This window comes from Bradyrhizobium sp. JYMT SZCCT0180 (genome assembly GCF_018130165.1).
Taxonomy (GTDB): Bacteria; Pseudomonadota; Alphaproteobacteria; order Rhizobiales; family Xanthobacteraceae; genus Bradyrhizobium.
In genome coordinates, this window is record NZ_JAFCLZ010000033.1 from 54,754 (window position 1) to 79,869 (window position 25,116).

Annotated in this window: 20 protein-coding genes; 6 read left to right on the forward strand and 14 right to left on the reverse strand. The window is 63.1% G+C overall.

What is annotated here, in order from left to right; translation table 11 throughout:
* The first annotated feature begins 79 nt into the window (after window positions 1-79).
* The gene (locus JQ641_RS34500; protein ID WP_212001049.1) at window positions 80-1,288 is read left to right on the forward strand and encodes an efflux RND transporter periplasmic adaptor subunit; all 1,209 of its coding nucleotides are present in this window, start codon (window positions 80-82) and stop codon (window positions 1,286-1,288) included.
* Between the two features lie 134 nt (window positions 1,289-1,422).
* Entirely contained in the window at window positions 1,423-4,611 is a 3,189-nt protein-coding gene (locus JQ641_RS34505) for an efflux RND transporter permease subunit (RefSeq protein ID WP_212001056.1), read from the forward strand.
* 197 nt (window positions 4,612-4,808) lie between these two features.
* On the opposite strand, the gene JQ641_RS34510 is transcribed toward JQ641_RS34505, so the two are convergent.
* The 7 genes from JQ641_RS34510 to JQ641_RS34540 form a co-directional block, all read right to left on the reverse strand.
* The gene (locus JQ641_RS34510; RefSeq protein ID WP_212001106.1) at window positions 4,809-6,251 is read right to left on the reverse strand and encodes an aldehyde dehydrogenase family protein; all 1,443 of its coding nucleotides are present in this window, start codon (window positions 6,249-6,251) and stop codon (window positions 4,809-4,811) included.
* A 167-nt stretch (window positions 6,252-6,418) separates the two neighbouring features.
* On the reverse strand, window positions 6,419-7,138 hold the full coding sequence (locus tag JQ641_RS34515; RefSeq protein ID WP_212001058.1) for a ribonuclease activity regulator RraA: 720 nt from the start codon (window positions 7,136-7,138) through the stop codon (window positions 6,419-6,421).
* 122 nt (window positions 7,139-7,260) lie between these two features.
* Entirely contained in the window at window positions 7,261-8,352 is a 1,092-nt protein-coding gene (locus JQ641_RS34520; RefSeq protein ID WP_212001059.1) for an SMP-30/gluconolactonase/LRE family protein, read from the reverse strand.
* Between the two features lie 129 nt (window positions 8,353-8,481).
* Window positions 8,482-10,221: an L-arabinonate dehydratase gene (gene araD / locus JQ641_RS34525; protein ID WP_212001060.1), complete on the reverse strand. Its 1,740-nt coding sequence runs from the start codon at window positions 10,219-10,221 to the stop codon at window positions 8,482-8,484.
* Window positions 10,218-11,075 carry an ABC transporter permease gene (locus JQ641_RS34530; protein ID WP_212001066.1) on the reverse strand — a complete coding sequence of 286 codons (858 nt, stop codon included), beginning with the start codon at window positions 11,073-11,075 and terminating at the stop codon, window positions 10,218-10,220. The genes araD and JQ641_RS34530 overlap by 4 nt, the downstream gene beginning before the upstream one ends.
* A 12-nt stretch (window positions 11,076-11,087) precedes the next feature.
* Window positions 11,088-11,864 (reverse strand): ABC transporter ATP-binding protein, encoded by a 777-nt coding sequence (locus tag JQ641_RS34535; protein ID WP_212001068.1) that lies wholly within the window; start codon window positions 11,862-11,864, stop codon window positions 11,088-11,090.
* Between the two features lie 4 nt (window positions 11,865-11,868).
* Window positions 11,869-12,876 (reverse strand): ABC transporter substrate-binding protein, encoded by a 1,008-nt coding sequence (locus tag JQ641_RS34540; RefSeq protein WP_502755026.1) that lies wholly within the window; start codon window positions 12,874-12,876, stop codon window positions 11,869-11,871.
* 127 nt (window positions 12,877-13,003) lie between these two features.
* Between JQ641_RS34540 and JQ641_RS34545 the strand changes: the two genes are divergently transcribed.
* The 3 genes from JQ641_RS34545 to JQ641_RS34555 all read left to right on the forward strand — a co-directional run bounded on the left by JQ641_RS34545 (window position 13,004) and on the right by JQ641_RS34555 (window position 17,937).
* Window positions 13,004-13,723, forward strand: a complete 720-nt coding sequence (locus JQ641_RS34545) for a GntR family transcriptional regulator (protein ID WP_212001070.1) — start codon at window positions 13,004-13,006, stop codon at window positions 13,721-13,723.
* Window positions 13,724-13,922: 199 nt separating this feature from the next.
* Window positions 13,923-14,360 (forward strand): response regulator, encoded by a 438-nt coding sequence (locus tag JQ641_RS34550; protein WP_212001073.1) that lies wholly within the window; start codon window positions 13,923-13,925, stop codon window positions 14,358-14,360.
* 70 nt (window positions 14,361-14,430) lie between these two features.
* Window positions 14,431-17,937 carry a PAS domain S-box protein gene (locus JQ641_RS34555; RefSeq protein ID WP_212001075.1) on the forward strand — a complete coding sequence of 1,169 codons (3,507 nt, stop codon included), beginning with the start codon at window positions 14,431-14,433 and terminating at the stop codon, window positions 17,935-17,937.
* Between the two features lie 147 nt (window positions 17,938-18,084).
* Here JQ641_RS34555 and JQ641_RS34560 read toward each other — a convergent pair whose 3' ends face one another.
* On the reverse strand, window positions 18,085-18,723 hold the full coding sequence (locus JQ641_RS34560; protein ID WP_212001077.1) for a response regulator transcription factor: 639 nt from the start codon (window positions 18,721-18,723) through the stop codon (window positions 18,085-18,087).
* Between the two features lie 152 nt (window positions 18,724-18,875).
* On the opposite strand from JQ641_RS34560, the gene JQ641_RS34565 reads away from it, so the two are divergent.
* On the forward strand, window positions 18,876-19,238 hold the full coding sequence (locus tag JQ641_RS34565; RefSeq protein WP_212001078.1) for a hypothetical protein: 363 nt from the start codon (window positions 18,876-18,878) through the stop codon (window positions 19,236-19,238).
* A 164-nt stretch (window positions 19,239-19,402) separates the two neighbouring features.
* On the opposite strand, the gene JQ641_RS34570 is transcribed toward JQ641_RS34565, so the two are convergent.
* From JQ641_RS34570 to flbT, 6 genes are all read right to left on the reverse strand, one after another.
* Entirely contained in the window at window positions 19,403-19,726 is a 324-nt protein-coding gene (locus JQ641_RS34570) for a PilZ domain-containing protein (RefSeq protein WP_212001079.1), read from the reverse strand.
* Between the two features lie 3 nt (window positions 19,727-19,729).
* Complete coding sequence (locus JQ641_RS34575) at window positions 19,730-20,590, reverse strand: CheR family methyltransferase (protein WP_192735702.1); 861 nt, start codon at window positions 20,588-20,590, stop codon at window positions 19,730-19,732.
* Between the two features lie 32 nt (window positions 20,591-20,622).
* Complete coding sequence (locus JQ641_RS34580; RefSeq protein ID WP_212001080.1) at window positions 20,623-21,012, reverse strand: response regulator; 390 nt, start codon at window positions 21,010-21,012, stop codon at window positions 20,623-20,625.
* A gap of 26 nt (window positions 21,013-21,038) precedes the next feature.
* Window positions 21,039-21,509, reverse strand: a complete 471-nt coding sequence (locus JQ641_RS34585) for a chemotaxis protein CheW (RefSeq protein ID WP_212001082.1) — start codon at window positions 21,507-21,509, stop codon at window positions 21,039-21,041.
* An 18-nt stretch (window positions 21,510-21,527) separates the two neighbouring features.
* Window positions 21,528-24,239 carry a hybrid sensor histidine kinase/response regulator gene (locus JQ641_RS34590; protein ID WP_212001084.1) on the reverse strand — a complete coding sequence of 904 codons (2,712 nt, stop codon included), beginning with the start codon at window positions 24,237-24,239 and terminating at the stop codon, window positions 21,528-21,530.
* A gap of 268 nt (window positions 24,240-24,507) precedes the next feature.
* Window positions 24,508-24,888: a flagellar biosynthesis repressor FlbT gene (flbT, locus tag JQ641_RS34595; RefSeq protein ID WP_192740890.1), complete on the reverse strand. Its 381-nt coding sequence runs from the start codon at window positions 24,886-24,888 to the stop codon at window positions 24,508-24,510.
* Between the last annotated feature and the right edge of the window lie 228 nt (window positions 24,889-25,116).

Consider the following 25,116-nt stretch of genomic DNA (forward strand, 5'->3'; position numbering starts at 1 on the left):
CAACGTAGACATGGATCGGGTGTCGTGCCCGCTCCAGTCTGTTCAAATCGGGGAACGGCGCCGAATGTCTGGGGTCATCATGAAAAATATTATCAAAAACAAAGGTTTGGTTGGAACAGGACTGGTGCTGGCCGCGCTGGCGATCGCCGCCGGCGCGACCTTCCTGAGCGGTCGCGGCGGTAGCGCGCAGGCAGAGGCGGCCGCAGCAGCCCCGGCGGCGCTGCCAGTCTCGGTCTCCGTCGTGGCACCCCGGCAGACCGTGCCCTGGGACGAATTTTCCGGCCGGCTTGAAGCCGTCGAACGGGTCGAAATCCGCTCCCGCGTCGCAGGCGCCATCCAGGAAATTCACTTTACGGAGGGTGCGCTGGTCAAACAGGGAGACCTGTTGATCCTGATCGATCCGTCGCTCTACGCGGCAGATGTGGCGCGCGCCGAGGGCCAGGTCGCCGCGGCCGGGGCGCGCCTGATCCTCACCAAGAGCGATTTCGAGCGCGGCCAGCAATTGGCGGATTCGCGCACGATCTCGCAGCGGGATTTTGACGGTCGCGTCAACGCCTACCGCGAAGCCGAAGCCAATCTGAAGGCGGCCGAGGCGACGCTGCAAACGGCAAAGCTCAATCTCGGCTATACCGAAGTACGGGCCCCGGTCACAGGCCGGGTCGGCAAGCTCGAGATCACCGTCGGCAATCTGATTGCCGCCGGACCCGGCACGCCGGTGCTGACCACGCTGGTGTCGGTCAATCCGATTTACGCCAGCTTCAATGCCGATGAACAGGTGGTGACGCGGGCGTTGCGAACGCTGGCGGATGAATCGACGCCATCCGAGATCGGGCGCATCCCGGTGCAGATGGGGACCGGCACCTCCGACGGCACGCCCTACAAGGGCCGGATGCAGCTGATCGACAACCAGGTCGATGCGCGCAGCGGTACGGTGCGCGTGCGCGCGGTATTCGACAACGCCGATGGACGCCTGATGCCCGGCCAGTTCGCGCGGCTGCTGATGGGACAACCCAAGGCCGAGCCGGTGTTGCTGATCAGCGAACGCGCCGTCGGTACCGACCAGAACAAGAAATTCGTGATGGTCGTCGACAAGGACAGCAAGGCGGAATATCGCGAAGTTGCGCTCGGCGTATCGATCGACGGCATGCGCGTGGTGACCGGCGGCCTGCACGCCGGCGAGCGCATCGTGGTCAAGGGACTGCAGCGCGTGCGTCCCGGTGCGCTGGTCGCGCCCGAGGTCGTCGCGATGGGCTTTGCCAACTCCGCAACCGAGGTGGCGCAACGCTGATCTGATCCCGGTGCTCGCAAGGGCACCGGGCAAGTTTCGAAAAACAACAGAATTGAATCAGTGCGGCCGATCACGTGTCGGCCGCGCCGGGAGCCTTGCGCTCCGAAAACCCTTGATATCAGCGAGACCATGTCATGAATTTTTCCAGATTCTTCATCGATCGACCGATTTTTGCGGGCGTGCTGTCGACCCTGATCTTTGTGGCGGGCCTGCTGTCGCTGCCGGCGTTGCCGATCTCGGAATATCCGGAAGTCGCGCCGCCGACAGTGGTGGTGCGCGCGCAATATCCGGGCGCCAACCCCAAGGTCATCGCCGAGACGGTATCGACGCCGATCGAGGAGCAGATCAACGGGGTCGAAGGCATGCTCTACATGAGCAGCCAGGCCACGACAGACGGATTGATGACGCTCAACGTCACGTTCCGCCTCGGCACTGATCCCGACAAGGCACAGCAACTGGTGCAGAACCGCGTGGCGCAGGCCGAGCCGCGGCTCCCCGCCGAAGTCCGCACCCTCGGCATCACCACGATCAAGAGCGCGCCTGATCTCACCATGGTGGTGCATTTGTTGTCGCCGAATGGCCGCTACGACATGACCTATTTGCGCAACTACGCCGTGCTCAACGTCAAGGATCGGCTGGCGCGCATCGAAGGTGTCGGCCAGGTACAGTTGTTCGGTTCCGGCGACTATTCGATGCGGGTCTGGCTCGATCCGCAGAAGGTCGCCGAGCGCGGGCTGTCGGCTTCCGACGTGGTGCGCGAGATCCGCGCCCAGAACGTGCAAGCCGCGGCCGGCGTGGTCGGCGCGTCGCCAAGCGAGGTCGGGCTCGATTTGCAGCTTTCCATCAACGCGCAGGGACGGCTGCAGACCGAGGAGGAGTTCGGCGAAATCATCGTCAAGAACGGCGCCAATGGCGAAGTCACGAGGCTGCGCGACATCGCCCGGATCGAGCTCGGTGCAGCGGACTATTCGCTGCGGTCGCTGCTGGACAACAAGTCCGCGGTCGCGGTGCCGATCTTCCAGTCGCCGGGCTCCAATGCGATCCAGATCTCCGACACCGTCCGCAAGATGATGGTCGAGCTGAAGGCGAACATGCCCGACGGCATGGATTACAGTATCGTCTATGACCCCACGCAATTCGTTCGCGCCTCGATCGAGGCGGTGGTGCACACGCTGTTGGAAGCCGTTGCCCTCGTGGTGCTGGTGGTCATCCTGTTCCTGCAGACCTGGCGTGCGTCGATCATTCCTCTGATCGCCGTGCCGGTTTCCATCATCGGCACCTTTGCCGTCATGCATGTGTTCGGTTTCTCGATCAACGCGTTGACCCTGTTCGGGCTGGTGCTGGCGATCGGCATCGTGGTCGATGACGCCATCGTCGTGGTCGAGAACGTCGAGCGCAACATCGAGCAGGGGCTGACGCCAAAGGAGGCGGCGTATCAGGCAATGCAGGAAGTGACCGGGCCGATCATCGCGATCGCGCTGGTGCTGATCGCGGTGTTCGTGCCGTTGGCGTTCATCACCGGGTTGACCGGCCAATTCTACAAGCAGTTCGCGCTGACGGTCGCGATCTCGACGGTAATCTCGGCATTCAATTCGCTGACGCTGTCGCCGGCGCTGGCCGCCGTGCTGCTGAAATCCCACGACGCGCCAAAGGACGCGCTGACCCGTGGCATGGACCGCGTGCTCGGCTGGTTCTTCCGGCGCTTCAACCGCTTCTTTCATCGCAGTTCCGAAGCCTATGGCAGCGGCGTCAAGCGGGTGATCTCGCGGCGGGCGATCGTGATGGTCGCCTATGTCGCGCTGATCGGCGTCACTTATGGGCTGTTCAAGGCGGTGCCCGGCGGCTTCGTGCCCGGCCAGGACAAGCAGTACCTGGTCGGCTTCGCACAACTGCCCGACGGTGCGACGCTGGACCGCACCGAAGAGGTGATCCGCCGCATGGGCGATATCGCCTTGAAGCTGCCGGGCGTCGAAAGCGCCGTGGCGTTTCCCGGCCTGTCGATCAACGGTTTTACCAACAGCTCTAATTCGGGAATCGTGTTCGTCACGTTGAAGCCGTTCGAAGAGCGCAAGGCTGCCAATCTCAGCGCGGGCGCGATCGCCGGCCAGCTCAACGGCAAGTTTTCCGCGATCCAGGAAGCCTTCATTGCCATGTTCCCGCCGCCGCCTGTGGCGGGATTGGGCACTATCGGCGGCTTCAAGCTGCAGATCGAGGATCGCGCCGGGCTGGGCTATGAGGCGCTCAACGACGCCACCAAGGCGTTCATCGCCAAGGCCGGCGCGGCGCCGCAACTGGCCGGGCTGTTCTCCAGCTATCAGGTCAACGTGCCGCAGCTTTATGCCGATATCGACCGCACCCGGGCGCGGCAGCTCAGCGTGCCCGTCACCAGCGTATTCGATACCATGCAGATCTATCTCGGCTCGCTCTACGTCAACGACTTCAACAAATTCGGCCGCACCTATTCGGTGCGGGTGCAGGCGGACGCGAAATTTCGCGCCCGCGCCGACGATGTTGGGCTGCTGAAGGTGCGCTCCGACACCGGCGAGATGGTGCCGCTATCGGCGCTGCTGAAAATCAAGGAGAGCGCCGGGCCGGAACGCGCCATGCGATACAACGGCTTCCTCACCGCCGACCTCAATGGCGGTGCGGCGCCCGGCTATTCGACCGGGCAGGCTCAGGCAGCGGTGGAGAAGATCGCGGCAGAGACCTTTCCGAAGGGCATCGCGTTCGAGTGGACCGACCTGACCTATCAGGAAATCATTGCCGGCAATTCGTCGCTGATCGTGTTTCCGGTGGCGCTATTGCTGGTATTCCTGGTGCTCGCCGCGCAATACGAGAGCCTGACCTTGCCGCTGTCGATCATCATGATCGTGCCGATGGGATTGCTGGCGGCGATGCTCGGCGTCTGGCTCACCAGGGGCGACAACAACGTGTTCACGCAGATCGGGTTGATCGTGCTGGTGGGATTGTCGGCCAAGAATGCCATCCTGATCGTGGAGTTCGCGCGCGAGCTGGAGTTCGCCGGACGTACGCCGGTGCAGGCCGCGATCGAAGCCAGCCGCTTGCGGCTGCGGCCGATCCTGATGACCTCGCTTGCCTTCATCATGGGCGTGGTGCCGCTGGTGATCTCCACCGGCGCAGGTTCCGAGATGCGTCATGCCATGGGGGTTGCGGTGTTTTCAGGCATGATCGGCGTCACGGCGTTCGGCATCTTCTTTACGCCGATGTTCTACGTGCTGCTGCGCGCCTTGGCCGGTAACCGGCCGCTGACGCAGCACGGCGAGGCATCGGTGGGACACGCCGCGCGCCATCCGGCGGAGTGAGGGCTTTGCGCTTTGGGCGGGCAAAGGTGTAGCTCGCTCCCTCTCCCCGTCCTTCACGGGGAGAGGGTTGGGGTGAGGGGCTCTATCCGCGAATACTGAAGGTGCGGTGAGAGCGGTACCCCCTCACCCGGATCGCAAGGGCGATCCGACCTCTCCCCGCAGGCGGGGAGAGGTTAAGAAGGCACCGCCCGCAATTGTTACGGCAACGTGTAAGCCGTCTTCACCGTCGTATAAAACTCCGCGGCGTAGCGGCCTTGTTCGCGGGCGCCGAAGCTGGAGCCTTTTCGGCCGCCGAACGGCACGTGGTAGTCGACGCCGGCGATCGGCAGATTGACCATCACCATGCCGGCCTCGGAATTGCGCTTGTAGTCGCTGGCGTATTTCAGGCTGGTCGTGCAGATACCGGATGACAGGCCGAAGTCGGTGTCATTCGCGGTCGCCAGCGCTTCGGCATAATCCTTGACCCTGATGACCGCGGCCACCGGCCCAAAAATTTCCTCGCGCGCTATCCGCATTTTGTTGCTCACGTCGGTGAACAGGGCCGGCTGCAGATAGAAGCCGGGCGCATCGCGGTTGAGGCGCTCGCCACCGAAGGCGAGTTTTGCTCCCTCATCCTTGCCGATCGAGATATATTTGAGATCCTGATCGAGCTGGCTCTGGTCGACGACGGGGCCGATATCGGTGCCGGCCTTGACGGCGTCGTCGATCTTCAGGCCGCGCATCCGCTCGGTCAGGGCCTCGACGAACTTGTCGTGGATCCCTGATGTGACGATCAGGCGCGAAGCGGCGGTGCAGCGCTGGCCGGTGGAAAAGAACGCGCTGTTGGCGGCGCATTCCACCGCGACCTTCAGGTCGGCGTCGTCAAGAACGACCAGCGGATTCTTGCCGCCCATCTCGAGCTGAAACTTCTTCATCGGCCGCGAGGCGATGCAGGCAGCGGCAACCTTCTGGCCGGTGGAGACCGAGCCGGTGAAGCTGATGGCCGCGACATCAGGATGTTCGAGCAGGACGGCGCCAACTTCGGAGCCGCGCCCAAGCACGAGGTTGAGCACGCCCTTGGGCAGACCGGCGCGGTGCAGGATATCGACCAGCGCCCACGACGAGCCCGGCACGAGGTCGGCGGGCTTGATCACCACAGTGTTGCCATAGGCCAGCGCCGGCGCGATCTTCCAGGCCGGTATCGCGATCGGGAAATTCCACGGCGTGATCAGGCCGACGACACCGAGCGCTTCGCGCGTGATCTCGATGTCGATGCCGGGGCGCACCGAAGCGAGCTTCTCGCCCGCCATCCGCAGGCATTCGCCGGCAAAGAACGCAAAGATCTGCCCGGCGCGCGCGACTTCGCCGATGCCTTCCGGCAGCGTCTTGCCTTCCTCACGCGACAGCAGTCGGCCGAGTTCGTCCTTGCGCGCGAGGATTTCGTCCGACGCCTTCTTCAGGATGTCGTAGCGCACTTGCGGCGTCGATCGCGACCAGGCCGGGAATGCGGCTTTTGCAGCTGATATCGCGGCCTCGGCCTGCGCGCGCGTGCCGCGCACGGCCTGGCCGATGACGTCCTTGGTATCGGATGGGTTGACGTTTGGCGCGCGGGCGCCATCGGACAGCCATTCGCCGTCGATCAGATTGTTGAACATCAGCATGGGTGGTTTCTCCATCGTTGTGTCTTCTTCAAATCTCGCGTCCCGGACGCGGTGCAGCGTGTAACGCTGCTCCGCAGAGCCGGGACCCATACTTGTCTTCCGCGGTCATGGACCCCGGCTCTGCAGCGCACCGCTTCGCGCTGCGCTGCAGAGCCGGGGAACGGAAACTACCGTCTGTTGGCCTTGCGCCAAGCCGCAAAATCCTTGGGCGTTTGCTCGTCGGTTGCGGGGTAGAGGCCGAGGATCGAACGGCCCTTGCGCACCTCCTCGGTAACAAAATCCTCGAACGCTGTCATCTCGACCGCCTCGTCGGCGATTTCGTCCGCAAGATGCGCGGGGATCACGATCACGCCGTCGCTGTCGCCGAGAATGACGTCGCCGGGGAACACCGGCGCGTCGCCGCAGCCGATCGGCACGTTGATCTCGATCGCCTGGTGCAGCGTCAGATTGGTCGGCGCGCTCGGCCGCTGGTGGTAGGCGGGAAAGCCGAGCGCGGCGATTTCAGCCGAATCGCGAAACCCGCCGTCGGTGATGACGCCGGCCGCGCCGCGCTTCATCAGCCGCGTCACCAGGATGGCGCCGGCCGAAGCCGCCCGCGCATCCTTGCGGCTGTCCATGACAAGCACCGCGCCGGGCGGGCAGTCTTCGATCGCCTTGCGCTGCGGATGGGCACGGTCGCGGAACACCTCGATCTTGTTGAGGTCCTCGCGCGCCGGCATGTAGCGCAGGGTGAAGGCTTCCCCGACCAGCACCGGCTGATTCGGCCCGAGCGGATGCACATCCTGGATCATCTGGATGCGGAGGCCGCGCTTGAACAGCGCGGTGGCGACGGTGGCGGTGGAGACGGTTTTGAGTTTGTTGCGGGTGGCGTCGCTCAGTTTTGTCATTTTCTCTATCCTAATTCGTCATTCCGGGATGCGCCGCTTGGCGCAGGCCCGGAATCCATAACCACGATCGGGCGTATGGATTCCGGGCTCGCGCTTCGCGCGCCCCGGAACGACAACTTTAATCACACCGCGCCATGCGACTCCACATACAGCGCGTACACGGAGTGGCAGCTCGTCATATAGAGGCGGTTGTTCTTCGGCCCGCCGAAACAGAGGTTGGCGCAACGCTCCGGCAGCCGGATGAAGGCGAGCGGCTTGCCGGCGGCGTTGAACACCATCACGCCATCGAGGTCTTCGGACTTGCCCTTGAGCTGGAAGACTCTTCGTCCGCCGATTTCGGTCGGTTCGGCCTGCAATGCACCGTTGCTGCCCCAGCCGCACCACAGATTGCCGTCGCGATCGACCCGGAAGCCGTCGAGCGCGCCCTGGTCGGCGGCGTCGATCAGCTTGGTCCGGCTGCCGAGTCCGCCGTCGGCGTTGACGTCATAGGCCCAGATGCTGCGGTTGGGGGAGCCCTTCCACTCGACGACATAAAGCTTCTTTTCGTCGGGCGAGAACGCCAGGCCGTTCGGATTGACGATGTCGGTAATGACGGCTGAAATCTTGCCGTCCTTGTCGATGCGGTAGACGTTGGTGGTGGCCTGTTCGGGCTTTTCCTTGTTGCCCTCCCACTCGCCATTGATGCCAAACAAGGGATCGGTGAACCAGATGCTCTCGTCGGACTTCACCACGACGTCGTTCGGCGCATTCAGCCGCTTGCCTTCGAACTTGTCGGCCAGCACCGTGATCTTGCCGTCCTTCTCGGTGCGGGTGACACGGCGGGTCACCGAATGCTCGCAGGTGACGAGGCGGCCCTGGCGATCGCGCGTGTTGCCGTTGGCATAGTTGGCGGGGCTCCGGAACACGCTGGTCTGGTTGGTCTTCTCGTCGAACTTCATGATCCGGTTGTTCGGGATGTCGGAGTACAGGAGATAGCCACCCTCGGGGAAATAGGCCGGGCCTTCGGCCCAACGCATCCCGGTAGCGACCTGTTCGATCGTGGACGAATAGATCCGGTATTTTGCAAAGCTCGGATCGAGGATCTGCACCGACGGATCGGGATAGCGCTGGTTCATCGTGAACGGAAATGATTGTGCACCTGCGGCACGCGAGAGAAGCGTGGTGGCCGCGGTGGCGCCGGCTGCGGCGAGGATGTTGCGTCGTGTGATGCTCATGGTGGTCCTCCCTGGGATATTTTTTGTTTGGTAATGGTCTCTCTTGTCATTCCGGGGCGATGCGTAGCATCGAACCCGGAATCTCGAGGTTCCGGGTCTGGTCCTTCGGACCATCCCGGAACGACGAGGCTAGTAGATCGACGGCTCTCCCACCGGCTTGCCAAAGCCAGTCTCCAGAAAATCGAAATCGCAACCTTCGTTGGCCTGCTTGATGTGCTTGGTGAACATCCAGCCATAGCCGCGCTCGAACCGGCGTTCCGGCGCCTTCCATTCCGCGCGACGCTTTGCAAGCTCCGCCTGGGGCACATCGAGGTTGATGGTGCGGGCGTTGACGTCGAGCGTGATGCGGTCGCCGTTCTTCACCAGCGCCAGCGGGCCGCCGATGTAGGATTCCGGCGAGACATGCAGGATGCAGGCGCCGTAGCTGGTGCCGCTCATGCGCGCATCCGACAGCCGTACCATGTCTCGCACGCCTTGCTTTACCAGCTTGGTTGGAATCGGCAGCATGCCCCATTCCGGCATGCCCGGGCCGCCCTGCGGCCCGGCATTGCGCAGGATGAGCACGTGGTCCGCGGTCACATCGAGATCGGGATCGTCGATCGCCTTCTTCATCGAGGGGTAATCGTCGAACACCAGCGCCGGCCCGGTGTGCTTGAGGAAGCGCGGCTCGCAGGCGGACGGTTTGATCACGCAGCCATCGGGCGCGAGATTGCCCTTCAGCACCGCGAGCGCGCCCTCGGCATAGATCGGATCCTTCACCGTGCGGATGACGTCGTCATTATAGACTTCGGCGCGCGCAATGTTCTCGCCAAGCGTCTGGCCGGTCACGGTCATGACGTCGAGGTGCAGATGCTCCCTGATGCGGCTCATCAGGCCCGGCAAGCCGCCGGCATAGAAGAAATCCTCCATCAGATATGTGTCGCCGCTCGGACGCACATTGGCGATGACAGGCACCTTGCGGCTGGCGATCTCGAAATCGTCGAGCCCGATGTCCTGACCGGCGCGGCGAGCCTGCGCGATCAGATGGATGATCGCGTTGGTCGAGCAGCCCATCGCCATCGCCACCGTGATCGCGTTCTCGAAGGCTTTTCGGGTCTGGATCTTGTTCGGCGTCAAATCCTCCCACACCATCTCGACGATGCGGCGGCCGCATTCGGATGCCATGCGGATATGGCCGGCATCGGCGGCCGGGATCGAGGACGCGCCCGGCAGGGTCATGCCGATCGACTCGGCGATCGCCGTCATGGTCGAGGCGGTGCCCATGGTCATGCAGGTGCCGTAGCTGCGGGCGATGCCGGCCTCGACATCGACCCAATCCTTGTCGGAGATTTTTCCGGCACGCCGCTCGTCCCAGAATTTCCAGGCGTCCGAACCGGAGCCCAGCGTCTTGCCCTTCCAGTTGCCGCGCAGCATCGGCCCGGCCGGCAGATAGATCGTCGGCAGGCCCATGCTGGTGGCGCCCAGCAAAAGGCCTGGCGTCGTCTTGTCGCAACCGCCCATCAGCACGACGCCGTCGACGGGATGGCCGCGCAGCAGTTCCTCGGCGTCCATTGCCAGCATGTTGCGATAGAGCATCGTGGTCGGCTTCAGGAACGATTCCGACAGCGACAGCGCCGGCAGCTCCATCGGAAAACCGCCGGCCATCAGGATGCCGCGCTTGACGTCGTCGACGCGGGACTTGAAATGCATGTGGCAGGGCTGCGCGTCCGACCAGGTGTTGAGGATCGCAATGACGGGGCGGCCCTTCCACTCCTCCGGCGCGTAGCCCATCTGCATCGCACGGGAGCGATGGCCGAAGGCGCGAAGATCGTCGGGCGCGAACCAGCGCGCGCTGCGAAGCTGGTCGGGGGTCTTGTTTTTGCTGCTCATGATTGAGTACCCCATTTCTGGACGGTGTTGCGCTCGATAGTGCGGAAGATCAGGTTTTCCACGATCAAGCCAATGATGATCACCGTCAACAGGCCGGCGAAGACAGCAGGTATGTCAAGCAAATTGCGGTTTTCGAAGATGAACCAGCCGAGCCCGCCCTGACCGGATGAGACGCCGAACACCAGTTCGGCGGCAATCAGCGTGCGCCAGGCGAACGCCCAGCCGATCTTCAGGCCGGTCAGGATCGAGCCGAACGCCGCCGGAATCAGGATCCGCGCCACGTAAGGCAGGCCGCGCAGGCCGTAATTGCGGCCGACCATGCGCAGCGTGTTCGACACGCTCTTGAAGCCGGAATGGGTATTGAGCGCGACCGGCCACAGCACCGAATGGATCAGCACGAAGACGAGGCTGCCATTGCCGAGCCCGAACCAGATCAGCGCCAGCGGCAGCAGCGCGATCGCCGGCAGCGGGTTGAACATCGCGGTGACGGTTTCAAGAAAATCCGTGCCAATGCGGGTGGAGATCGCCAGGATGGTGAAGATCGCGGCGAGCACGATGCCGGCCGCATAGCCCATGAACAGGACTTTCAGCGACGCCCAGGCGCGCATCGGGATGGTGCCGTCGCGTACTTTTTCCCACATCGTCATGATGGTGTCGTGAAAGGTCGGGAACAGCAGCGGATTGTCGAGGTAGGTGCCGTAGGCTTCCCACACCACCGCGAGGAACAGGATGATCACGCCCTTGCGGACAAAGCCGTCGTTCCACAGCAATTCGAGGACGGAGAGCTTACGCTCCACCTCCACTGACGCGGCCACTGCGGCGGTATCGCGCAGCAGGATTCTCGCTTCACCCATCGCATGTACCTCTCAGTGCGCCGCTGCGGTTTCTGTTTCGGCGTTCGAGAACAGCAGATCGTGAATCTGCTTTTCGAGCCGGGCGGCACTGCCGTCTTCGCTGGAGACCTGATCGACGTCGACAATCTCGGCCTTGACCCGGCCGGGATGCGGCGACAGCAGCAGAATGCGGTTGCCGATCTTGATCGCTTCCGCGATCGAATGGGTGACGAACAGCACGGTGAACTTGGTTTCGGCCCAGAGCTGCAGCAATTCGTCCTGGCAGGTGCGCCGCGTCAGCGCATCGAGCGCGGCGAACGGCTCGTCCATCAGGAGGATGTCCGGCTCCATCGCCATGCCGCGCGCGATCGCAACGCGCTGCTTCATGCCGCCCGACAGCGTATGCGGATAGGAATCGACGACGCGGGTGAGGCTGACCTTCTCGATGTAGGCGCGGGCGCGAACCTCGGCCTCCTTGCGCGGCAACCGCCGCGTCATCAGAAGCGGGAACATGACGTTTTCCAGCACGGTCTTCCAGGGCAACAACTGGTCGAACTCCTGGAAGATCATCATCCGGTCGGCGCCGGGCTCCGTGATCTCGCGGCCCGAGATCCGCATCTTGCCTTCGCTCGGCGTCATGTAGCCACCGACCGCTTTCAGCAATGTCGACTTGCCGCAACCGGAGGGGCCGAGCAGCACGAAGCGATCGGAACGATCGACCGTAAAACTGACCCGCTCGGTCGCGGTCACCACCGCGCTCGAGGTCTTGTAGCGTAGCGTTACGTCGCTGACGTCGAGAAGCGCCGTCATTTGGTCAATTGCCCTTCAGGTCGTGCGACATCGGCAGGTAATAATCCGTCCACGCCTTGGGCTGGGTCTTCAGCGTGCCGACCTTGAACAGATGGTTGGCGAATTTCATGGTGCCCTGCGGCTGCAGGTTCCACTCCATCATGCCGGGCTCCTTGAGCCAGGCCAGCAGATCCTCGACGCTGGTCTTGTCGCCGGTGACCTCCTTGTAGATTTCCACCGCCGCCTTGGTATCGCTGCGGATCAGGTCCTGCGCTTCCTTGGTGGCGTCGCGCACCGCCTGGACGATCTTCGGATTGGCGTCGGCGAATTTGGTGGTGGTGAAGAACTGCGCCTGGCTGAGCGGTCCGCCCATCACGTCGGGCGACGACAGCACGACATGCGCGCCGGCCACGTTCTTCAGTTCGAGGAACGTGAACGGCGGGATCGCAAAATGATTGCGGACCTCGTGCTGGGCGTTGGTCATCGCCACATAGGCGTCGGGATGACCGAGCTGCACGGTGTTGGGATCGAGCTTCGACCATTGATCGGCGCCAAACAGTTCGGCGGCGGCGATCTGCAGCACGATGGCCTGCGTCGAGACCTTGACGGTCGGCACCGCGATCTTGTCGTTGGGGCCGATATCTTTCAGTGACTTGATATGGGCGTCGCGGCTGATCAGCGTCATCGGCTGCGCGGAGGTCGCGACGATGCCCTTGACGCCGCCGCGGGTGCGATCCCACAGCAACAGCAGATTGCCGGTGCCGGTGTTGAGGATGTCGACGCCGCCGGCAAGCAGCGCGTCGGTCTGCGCACCGCCGCCGCTCAGATTGATCCATTTGGTTGACACGCCGGGCACGCCGAGCGCCGCGGCGTGCTTTTCGATCAGCTTCTGCTTTTCCATGATGTGCGACGGCATGTAGAAAATGCCGGGCTGCCGCGACAGCGCGATCTCGCTTTTCTGTTGCGCCAGCGCGGGCACGCCCGACAGCGTCATTCCGAGTGCCGCGATTGCGCCTGCGGCGGCGCGCCACATCATACTCTTCATCGTTGTTTCCTCCGGCGGTCTCTACGCATTGACGCCCAGTTGACAGGCTTCTTGGAGATGCACTAATGTATTAGTGTATTTGAGGCAAGCGCCTTCTGAAAGGACCGCTGTTCCGATGGGGCCAACGCCAATCGCCGCCCGCCGCGCCGCACCGCGTTCCCCCGAGCGGCTCGATCGCGACCGGCAGGCTGCGCCCCAGGTTTTCGAGCGCCTGCGCGGCATGATCATTTCGCTGGAACTGCCGCCGGGATCGCCGCTGTCGCGGGCCGCTTTGGCCGGGCAGTTCGGAATCAGTTCGACGCCGATCCGCGACGCCCTGATGCGGCTGGAAGAGGAAGGCCTGGTCGACGTGTTCCCGCAATATGCGACCGTGGTCAGCCGGGTCGATGTGCGATTGGCCCAGCAGGCGCATTTCTTGCGGCAGGCGGTCGAGCTGGAGATCGTGCGCGCCCTGGCGATCAGCCATGACGAAGCGTTCGTCGCCGAGCTGAATGGAACAATCCTGCGCCAACAGCAATTCGCCAAGGCCGGCGAGTTCGAGAAGTTCATGGCCGCCGACAATGAATTCCACGCCCAGCTCTACACGGCGGCCGCCAAGCAGGACATCTGGACGCTGGTGCGCAGCCGCAGCGGGCATATCGACCGGCTGCGCCGGCTGCATCTGCCCTCCCCCGGCAAGGCGCAGGACATCGTGCGGCACCACAGGCTGATCGCCAAGGCAATCGACGCCGGCGATCCGGACGGGGCGCAGAAGCATCTGCGCACCCATCTGTCGGGAACGCTCAGCGAACTCGCCCAGATCCGGGCACGGTATCCGGAATATCTGAGCGACTGAACGCCGCAGATTACCCGCGCCATCAGGACGAAACGGCTCCGTTGCGGCGGCAAATTGCGCTGTCTACCCGACGACAGGCGATATACGGTTTTTGGCAGGAACATCTGCAGCCGGGAAACCGTTGCAGGAGAACAAGGTTTCAGCGAAAATCGCAACCTGCCGTTGATCTGATTCCAGCGGGCGCCCGGAGAACCTTCTTTTGGCAAGAATACTGATTGTAGACGACGATACCGCGGTTCAGGCCACCGTCCGCCTGTTGCTCGAGCGCGCAGGCCATAGCGTGGTCACCGCCGGTGACGGCCGTAAGGGGCTTGCGCTGTTCGAAAAGGAAGATTTCGATCTGCTGTTTCTCGACATCTTCATGCCGGGAATGGACGGGTTCGAGACCATGCGGCTGGCTCACCAGCTGCGGCCACTGATCCCGATCGTCGTGATCTCGGGACGGCCGATATCTTCGGAAGAAGGCGCCGCCCCCGACTTCCTGACCATGGCGACCAAGCTTGGCGCCGTCTCCAGTCTGCAGAAGCCGTTCAAACCGGCGGCCCTGCTGGCGACGGTCACGAGCTGCCTTGAGGCCGCCAAACGCCTGTCGTCAAGTTCGTCCCACGCCCCCGGCGGAGTTGCTTCCTGCCCGTAATGCGAAATAGCATTGCCGGGTTCGCCCAGCCGCTTGCCCGGGATGAACGGGAGGGCGAACGAATCAAAAGATGACGCTCACAACCAGGCTTGCCATCGCCATGATTGCGTTGGTCGCGCTCGCGGTTTCCGCGGTCGGCTGGCTGAGCTATCGCAACCTGGAACAGGCACTGCTGCTGCGCGCCCGCGACCGCATCGAGACGCATTCGCGGCAGGTGGCGACCGACCTCGAATATCACGCAGCCAGCGCGACCGGAGATGTCGCGGGCTTTCGTTCGGCGGCGGCGCTGCACGGATTGGTCCGCGCCCGACGGGCGGGCGGCATCGACCCGGTGGATGGCGTCTCCGAAAAGACTTGGCGCGACCGGATAGCAACCCGCTTTGCGGCGGAGCTCGAAGCCAAGCCCACCTATGCGATGTTGCGGATCTTCAGCTTCGATGATCACGGCCGTGAGATCGTCCGCGTCGACCGCATGGGCCCAAACGACACGGTTCGGATCGTTCCCGAAGAGGGACTGCAGAAGCGAAGCAACCGAAACTATTTCACGGAAACGCTCGCGCTCGGTCCCGGACAAATCTACGTTTCGCCGCTCGATCTTGGGCGCCGCGATGGACTGATCGAGGAGAGGCACAGGCCGACGATTCGGATCGCGACGCCGGTCTTCGCCGATGACGGCAAGCTGTTCGGCATTTTCATGATCAATGTCGATATGCGGCGGGCATTCGACCGCGTGCGGTCGTCGGTGTTGCCGGGCGAGACGATCTACCTCGTCAACCGGCAGGGCGACTACCTCATTCATCCCGATCGTTCACGCGAGTTCGGCACGCTGCTCGGCACGCCCAACGACTGGAAAGCCGACTTTCCCCAACTGGCGCCGCAGGCGGGGACATCCCGGGGCATCGCCGATATTGCACCGGATCACGCGGCCCGCCCGGGCGGGATAGCTCTGGCGCCTGCCCTGCTGGCTGGTACCGAATGGGTCGGCGTGATCGAAACCACCCCCAATGCCGTGATCATGGCGCCGGCCGCCAGCATCAGGAACACCTCCCTTCTGGTCGGAACGATCGCCGTACTGTGCGCGGCGGTGCTGGCCCTGCTGATCGCGAGGTCGCTGACCCGGCCGATCGTTCGTCTGACCGCCGCCGTACAGGGCGCCGCCCGGAACGGGAAAGTCGCCATTCCGGTTGACGCTCGCGGCGAGACCGGCGTGCTGGCGCGCGCGTTCGCGAAAGTGATCGAGGAGGTCAACGAGAAGACCGCAGCACTGCAGCAGGAGGTTCAGGAGCATCGCCGCACCATCGCGGCGCGCGACCACCACGCCGAGCGCGAGCGCCTGTTCAGCGCGGCGGTCGAATCATCCAACGACGCGATCATCACGACGTCGCTCGACGGCACGATCACCGGCTGGAACTCGGCTGCGGAACGTCTGTACGGATACAGCGCGGCGGAAGCGGCAGGCAAGAACATCGCGATCCTGATGCCCGCCGGCCGGCTGCCCGAGGCGCAGGACATCCTGCGCCGGATCGGCTGGGGCGAAAGCATCGAGCACAACGAAACTACGCGCCTTCGCAAGGACGGCACGCCGGTCGAGGTTTCGCTCAGCATTTCGCCGATCAAGGCGCCCTCGGGTGCCACCATCGGCATATCGAAGGTTGCCCGCGACATTACCGACAGCAACAAGACCCGGCTGGCGCTGCGCCAGCAGGCCGAGGAGCTTCGCCGCGTCTTCGAGACTTCGCAGGACCTGATCATGGTGACGGATTCACAGGGATCCGTGGTCCAGATCAGCCCGAGCTGCGCCGTCATCCTGGGCTACTCGCCCGGCGAGATGATAGGCCGCAGTGGAGAAGACTTCATCCATCCCGATCATCTCGAGAACTCGCGCCAGGAATTGCGCGCCCTGCGGCGCGGGCAACGCCCGACGATTGCGGACACGCGTTGCTTCCACAAGAGCGGACGCGAAGTGTGGCTGTCCTGGCTCGGGGTCTGGTCCCACCCGGTGAGACGGTTCTTCTTTGTCGGCCGCGACATGACCGAGACCCGCCGGGCGCAGGAAACCTTGCGTGAAAGCGCCCAGCTGGCCCGCGGGATCATCAACACGGCGCTCGATGCCTTTGTCCAGATGGATGATCAGGGCACGATCGCGGACTGGAATTCGCAAGCCGAGAACATCTTCGGCTGGACACGTGATGAAGCGGTCGGAGCAAAACTCAGCGAACTGATCATTCCATACGTCCATCGCGACGCGCACGCGGCCGGCCTGGAACGGTTCCTGCGCACTGGTGAAGGCGTGATCCTCGGCCGCCGTCTCGAGATCGACGCGGTGCGCCGCGACGGCAAGGAGATCAAGGTCGAACTGAGCGTCACCGCGCTAAAGCGCCGCAACGGCTTCGTGTTCAACGGTTTCATACGCGACCTCACCGAGAAGATCGCCACCGAGGACCGCATCCGGCAGTCCGAGAAGATGGAAGCCGTCGGCCAGCTCACCGGCGGCATCGCGCATGATTTCAACAACATCCTGACCGTCATCACCGGAACGATCGAAATCCTGGCCGACGCCGTCAAGGACGAGCCGCAACTCGCGGCCATCACGCGGATGATTGACGAAGCCGCGTCGCGCGGCGCCGACCTCACCCAGCATCTATTGGCATTCGCCCGCAAGCAGCCGCTCGAGCCTCAGGAAACCGACGTCAATACGCTGATCATCGACACCGCGAAACTGCTGCAGCGGACGCTCGGCGAGCATGTCGAGATCGAATCGGTGTTTGAAGACGAATCCTGCCCGGCGATCGTCGATCCCAATCAACTGGCCACCGCCATCCTCAATCTCGCCCTCAACGCCCGCGATGCGATGCCTGACGGAGGCAAGCTGATCATCGAAACCGGCATGGTCGTACTCGATGAGCATTACGCCAGGACGCACAATGACGTCCGGCCGGGCCGCTACGCGATGATCGCGGTCAGCGATACCGGAACCGGTATTCCGGCAGCGATCCTCGACAAGGTGTTCAATCCGTTCTTCACTTCGAAGGGGCCCGGCAAGGGAACCGGCCTCGGGCTCAGCATGGTCTACGGCTTCGTCAAGCAATCCGCCGGCCACGTCATGATCTACAGCGAGGAAGGCCACGGCACGACGATCAAGATGTACCTGCCGCCGGCCTCAGGCACGTCGCTTGCGGCCGTGCCGAGCCACGGGCCCACGGTCGAGGGCGGCAATGAGACGATCCTGGTGGTCGAAGACGACGCGCTGGTGCGCAATTACGTGCTGACGCAATTGCATTCGCTCGGCTACGTCACGCTGGATGCGGGAAACGCGACGGAGGCGCTCGCGATCGTCAACGCCGGCCGTCCATTCGACCTGCTGTTCACCGACGTGATCATGCCCGGCCTCAACGGCCGCCAGCTCGCCAACGAGATGCTGAAAATCAAACCCGGGCTGAAAGTGCTGTTCACGTCAGGCTATACCGAAAACGCGATCATCCACCACGGCCGGCTCGACGAGGGCGTGCTGCTGCTGGCCAAGCCTTATCGCAAATCGGATATGGCCATCATGATCCGCAAGGCCCTCGGCGACTAGAGCCTTTTCCGTTCCGATTAAATCGGAACGGGGCTCTACATTCTAGATTTGACGCGTTTTCTTGACGCGAACCGGTGTCCACTTCGCTGGAATACGCTCTAGCGGCCTACAGCTGCCGCGTATTCTCGCGAAAGCTGCGTCGTCCACTCACGCTTGACGCGAAGTGGTCATCACGATTCGGACCAGGTCGGCGGCGTTGCGTGCCCCGAGCTTCTTCATGATGTTGGCGCGGTGATCCTCGATGGTCCGCGGGCTGATTCCAAGGTGCCTGCCCGCTTCCTTGTTGGACGCGCCGGCGGTGAACTGCTCGAGCACCTCGCGTTCGCGGCGGGTGAGCGGTTCGCGTCCGGGAAAATGCAGCGTCGCGATCCGGGACGCGGAGTTGTTTTCCGCCTGCCGGCGCGCATAGGCCTCGATCGCCTCGTCGAGCCGTGCGACGATCTCGCTGCCACGGAACGGCTTTTCAATGAAGTCCAGCGCGCCGCTCTTGATGGCGTTGACGGCCATCGAGATGTCGCCTTGCCCGGAGATCATGAAGATCGGCGCAGGATAGTCCTCGCCGTGCAGTTCCTTCAGGATGTCGAGGCCCGATTTGCCGGGGATATGCACGTCGAGCAGGATGCAGGACGGCGTCCGGGTTCTTGCAACGGCCAGCAATGCCGCGCCGTCGGCGAAACAGATGACCTGATAACCGCCAGCCGACAGCACCATGGAAAGCGTGTCGCGAACGGCGGGGTCGTCATCGACTACAAAGATCTCCCCGCGGGAGTGGGCTTTCTCAGCCATGTTTCATCTTCCATGCATGGTGAAACGTGACGCGCACCCGATATCGGTACTCAACTCCATACCGCATCAAAACGCCCCCGTATTTGTACGGGACGTTGGCTTAACGCACAAGTAGCAACGCGCACCTAAAAAGTAGCCCGAGGAGTGCAGTTATGCAGAACCCCCAAGGCGGCGGCATCGCGATCGAACCTGACGACCGAGGTAACGCGTACCGCTCGGTGGTATCGGATGTCATATCCCTGATCGAGCATGTTCAGGCGAGCCTGAGGCTGATCGAACAGGAGATCGCCCGCGAAACCGCGTCCGGCAGCCAGGACATCTCCACCAATGTCGTTGTGCTCGATGACGTGACGCCGCCCTATGTCAGGGCGACCGTGGCGTTGAAGGCCTGTGACGCCAATCTTGCCATCGCCCTCCACTCGCTGCTCGATCCCATGACACCGTCCAATATGCCGGAGCACGGCGCCAGCGATTATGTCTGGGGCCCGCCGGCGCTTTCGGTTCTCAGCGCGTAAGGCAGCAGCCCGCCCACTACGGCCATCTGAAAATTGAAGACATCGAACCGGCCAGCCTGTGCCAGCGGGCGTTTTGCCGCCATCCCGCGCCGGACGTTGCTCCGGCCTTTCCACAAGGCGCGGTTTCACCGCCTGACCGGCGGTTCGGTGCGGAAGCTAGCCGCTCAGGACATCATCTCATCGGACTTCGACGTCGCGCCCGGTCGCTTCTTGGCGTGCTTGCCCCTCAGGAAATGAATATCCATGTCCGTGCCGTTGACGCGCACCAATTCGCAGCGGCGATAGGCGAGCCCGGTCGACGACAGCAACAGAAAGAACTCCTTGAGGTTGAGGCCTTGAATGGAGCCTTCCACGGTCAACGTGGCGTCGGTATCAGAGATCGAGTTGAGTTGGCAATCCCGGCGCCAGGTTCCGTCAATTGCCATGATACAGACGTCGTAACCCCGGCTGAACGTGACGCGCTCGGCTGCCTTGCTCTCGTCCGACATTCCTCAACGCCCCGCCATTGCCGCAATTTTCGGCATCGCTGCCGTCGCCGCACGCGCGGCGTTCGGCCGATAGAGCCCGCGCTTGTCCGGAAATGGCTTGAAGACATCGGTCAAGCCTACCACCGTCTCCGCCGCGCCCAGCACCAGGAAGCCGTCCGCTTCCATCGACTTGGCAAGACGGCCGAAGATGTTGATCTTGGTGTCCTGATCGAAATAGATCAGAACGTTGCGGCAGAAGATGACGTCGAACATTCCGAGCTGCGAAAAATCGTGCAGCAGATTGAGTTGCCGGTGCTGCACCATGGCGCGGATGTCGGCATTGATCTGCCAGAGCTCGCCGTTCTGCTTGAAATATTTGACCAGCATCTGGATCGGCAGGCCGCGCTGGACCTCGAACTGGCTGTAGATGCCGGCTTTGGATTTCTCGAGCACTTCCTGGGAGAGATCGGTCGCGATGATTTCAACCCGCCATCCGGCAAGTGCCGCACTCATTTCCTTCAGCGACATGGCCAGCGAATACGGCTCCTGCCCGGTCGAACCGGCGGCGCACCAGATCCGGATGCTCTTGCGGGCCGCGCGTGCCTTCAGCACCTCGGGCATGATCGAATCGCGGAAATGATCGAACGGCACCTTGTCGCGGAAGAAGAAGGTCTCGTTGGTGGTCATGGCTTCGACCACCTGGGCGACAATCGCTGGCGCGCCGCCCTTCATTTTCTGCACGAGTTCGCTGATGCCGGCGAGGCCGCATTTGCGCGACAGCGGCAGCAGGCGGCTTTCGATCAGGTACTGTTTGTCTGCGGACAGGTCGAGACCGGAATGATCCTTCAGGAGCTTACGCAGATACTCATAGTCTGGCGGGGTCACGGGTGGCCTCTCAACGGCAAGCGGAAAAGGATTTAGACGGGTGTCGGTTCGGTGACTTCGATCAAGCCGACTTCCTTGAACTTGTCGGCGACGATGTCCTTGTCGAACGGCTTCATGATGTATTCGTTAGCGCCGGCATGCAGCGCGCGCGAGATATGGTCCATGCCGTTTTCGGTGGTGCAGAACACCACCTTGGGCACATCGCCGCCGGGCAATCGGCGCAGATGGCCGAGGAATTCATAACCGTCCATCACGGGCATGTTCCAGTCGAGCAGGACGGCATCCGGCATGGCGCGCTTGCAGACTTCGAGCGCCTTCTCACCGTCCTCAGCCTCGGTGATCTCAAAGCCCATCTCTTCCAGGATGCGACGCCCGATTTTGCGAACGACGCTGGAATCATCGACAACAAGACATGTTTTCATTTTTCGGCCTCCTTATGCCGATCGTTCTATGCTGCGAGTGTGGTGGGCACGATTTCGAGGACGCGATCGACATCGAGGACGACCATGAGCTGGCCGTCGAGGCGGTGGACGCCGCCGGCGAGCTTGGCCATGCGGGGGTCGAGATTGACGGGGTTTTCCTCGCGGCTGTCGTCCGGGAGCCTGAGCACCTCGCCGATCTGGTCGATCAAGAGGCCGTAGGATTCGCCGCGCAGGTCGACGCCAACCGCCATCGGCGGCTTGCCGTCGTCGTTTTTGGGCAGCCCGAGCCGGGCGCGCATGTCGACGACCGTGACGATGCGGCCGCGCAGGTTGAGCACGCCGGCGATCTCGGCCGAGGACAGGGGAACGCGGGTCAGCCGTTCCGGCATGAACACGTCCTGGACGCGGGAGATCGGCAGGCCGAACAGCTGCCCGCCGATCACGGCGGTGACGTATTCGACCACGGTGCCCTCGATGGTGTCGGTCTTGGTTGTCATGATGTCTTGCCTTTAGCCTTATGCCGCGCGCCTGGTCTCGCCAGCGGTCTGTTCCTTCAGCGCCGCGATCAGGCCGGGACGGTCGAACTTGGCGACGTAATCGTGGAAGCCGGCCTGCCGCCCGCGTTCGATCGCCGCCGGAGAGACCATCGAGGACAGCGCGATGATCGGCATCGCGCTCAAGTGCTGGTCGGCCCGGATCGTCTCGGCAAACTCGAACCCGTTCATGTCGGGCATCTCGATGTCGGTCAGCACCACATCAAAAGTCTGGCCCGAGCGCAGCGCGGTGAGGCCTTCCTGCGCATTGGGGGCGACCCGCACCCGGTAGCCGGCGGCTTTGAGCACCGGCGCCAGCATGTTGCGGAAGAAGGCTGAGTCGTCGACCAGGAGCACCGACTGCGCCGATACCGAGGGACGCATCTCCTTGCGGGAGAACCAGTCGGCGAACGCCATCGGCAAGAAATGGCCGACGTCGATCACTTCGGTGGCCTGGCCCTTGATCACGGCCGAACCCAGAATGCCCTCACTGGAACCGGCGACCTCGATGTGCAGCCGCTCCTCGACGATGTCGATGATCTCGTCGACCACCAGCCCCATCGAGCGGCCGTCGTCGGCGAACACCAGGATCGGCTGGGCGCCCGAGGTCTGGACGTTGACCCCGTTCATCTGCACCAGCGGCATCAGCTGCTCGCGGTACTGCACCATGTAGCGGCCGTTACTGAGTTCGATCTTGTCGGTGGCGATCTCCTCCAGCCGGGTGACGAGGCCGAGCGGCACCGCCTTGGGCTGGCTGGAACCGGCGCGGAACACCAGCAGCGAGGTCAGCTGTTCGCCGGTGTTGGCGTGGGCCGCCGCGTTCTCGTCCGCCATCCCCTGGGCGGAGGAGCCGGCGGCGCCGAGCGCTTTGGCAAAGCCGTTGGGGTCGATGATCATGATCACGGCGCCATCGCCCAGGATGGTGTTGCCGGAGAACATGTCGATGTGACGCAGTTTTGTCGACATCGGCTTGACCACGATTTCTTCGGTGTGGAACACGCCGTCGACCACGATGCCAAAGGTCTGGCTGCCGACTTGCGTCACCACGATAAAACCGTTCTCGGGGTCGGAGGAGGAGCCGTCGTCGATCTTGAGCAGCTTCTTCAGGTGCATCAGCGGCAGCAGCTTGTTGCGCAGCCTTAAGACCGCGGTGTCCTTGATGCGCTCGATGCGGTGTTCGGAGTTGGCGCGGGCGCGGACCAGCTCGACAACGGACAATTGGGGTATCGCAAAGCGGTCGCCGCCGGCTTCCACGATCAGGGCCGAGACGATGGCGAGCGTCAGCGGGATCTTGATGGTGACGGAAGACCCCTCGCCGGCCACCGACTTGATGTCGATGGTGCCGCCGATCTGGTCGATATTGGTGCGCACCACGTCCATGCCGACGCCGCGGCCGGAGACCGAGGTGACGGTGGCGGCGGTGGAGAAGCCCGGCGCGAAGATGAACTTGTGGATCTGGGCTTCGGTCATCTTCTCCAGTTCAGCCTCGGAGACGAGCCCGTTCTGCAGTGCCTTGGCCTTGATCCGCTCGGTGTTGAGCCCGCGGCCATTGTCGGCGATGCAGATGATGATGTGGCCACCCTCGTGGTAGGCGGAGAGACGAATGGTGCCTTGCTCGGGCTTGCCGGAGGCGGCCCGCTCGGCCGGGGTCTCGAGGCCATGATCGGCGGAGTTGCGCACCATATGGGTGAGCGGGTCCTTGATCAGGTCGAGAACTTGACGATCGAGCTCGGTGTCGGCGCCGTGCATCTCCAGTTCGATCTGCTTGCCGAGTTCGCCGCTTAGGTCGCGGACGATCCTTGGCAGCTTCTGCCAGGCATTGCCGATCGGCTGCATCCGCGTCTTCATGACGCCTTCCTGCAGTTCGGCGGTGACGTTGGAGAGGCGCTGCAGCGGCACCTTGAACTCGGTGTCCTCGTTGCGGCGGGAGATCTCCAACAGCTGGTTGCGGGTCAGCACCAGCTCGGAGACCATGGTCATCAAATGTTCCAGCGTGTCCACGTTGACGCGGATCGACTGGTTGGCGATCTTGTCGGCTTCCTGCACGTCGCCGACGTCGGCGGCGGCAGCCTTTCTGGGCTTGGCTTCCTTCTTGGCGGCTTCCGGCGCGGGGGTAGCGGCCCTGGCTGCGGGCGCGGGTTCGACTTCGATGGCGGTCTCGCGGAAGGCGCGCTCCAGATCGTCGAGCGAAACTTCGCCCGGACGCAAGGGCCGTTCCAGCACCTGATCGATCAGCGTGCCTGCGGTGATCGCCGGCTGCACCGCGGGTGCGGCGACCACGGGAACGGGCGCGTGTTCGGAATTCGCTTCGGCATGGCTACCACCTTCGGCCATTTCATGCAGCTTCTCGATCAGGTCCTCGTCGCTGCCTTCCGGCTCGGTCTCGGTGGCTTCCAGCCCTGCGAGGATTTCCTTGATGCGATCGATCGAGGACAGGATCAGCGAGACGGCGCCGGCGGTGACCGGCATGCCGTCGCGGAATTTGCCCATCAGGGTCTCGCCGGCATGGGCCAGCGCTTCCAGCCGCGGCAGGCCGAGAAAGCCGCAGGTGCCCTTGATCGTGTGCACCAGGCGGAAGATGTTATCGAGGATCTTCGCGTCGCTCGGATCCTGCTCGAACCGCACCAACTGATTATCGACCGTATCAAGGCTCTCGTTGGTCTCTGTCAGGAATTCCCGCAAAAGATCATCCATCAGAGCGCGCCCTTCAACTATCGATGTAACGGTCGTCTGTTAGGCATACCCTTTTGAATTTCGCGTCCGCGTTAATTTCACTGTCCGTGCAAATACGGATAAACCAAATAAATTGTCGTAAAATACCGTGCGGACAGCGCGATGGTGCCAGCAAAACGCAGTTGCCGGCGCTTGAAAATCCAACAGCGATCAGCCGCGAAATGTGGTCGATGATTTCATGGACGAGGAAGCGGACGCATCCTGCGTCGTCGCGCGAGGCCGAAGTGAATCAGGCGGCCAGCCGCGCGTCCTCACGCTTCGTCAGTTTCCGGATTTCCTTGAGCGCCTTGTAGAGCGCACCGCTGGAAATGTGGGCGTTGATGGCATCGATTGCCAGGCGATCGCCCGGACTGCTGTTGCGCAGATCGCGCAGGAAGCCCTGATACGCAGGCAGGTATTTCGGGATATCGCTCTTCAGATACATGGTCTGGACGCAGAGATAGAGCCGCTTGGCCGGTGTATTGGCGGTTTCGGCAGTAACGGTGTCGCGCTCGCGAAGTATCGGCGCCTCGCCGTCGATCAGGAACGACGTGCGGGTGCCGGAATTGATGAGAACGGTTTCGCCGATCACGATCCGCTCAAACGGCTTCAATTCGACGCGTAACGGCACAAATTATCTCCAGCTCGAAGACCCCGCGAGCGTAGCCGCCCACGACGTTTGCGAAACATCTCTCGAGAAGATACGCGGCAAACACGCCGCCATCCGGGATTCAGAAATTTGGGATCGATGGTGGCGGCGGGGTTTCCCCCGCCGCCTTGATCGTTGATGTGGCTGAACTTAGCGGAGCAGCTGGAGCACGCTCTGCTGGCTCTGGTTGGCCAGCGCCAGCGCGGACAC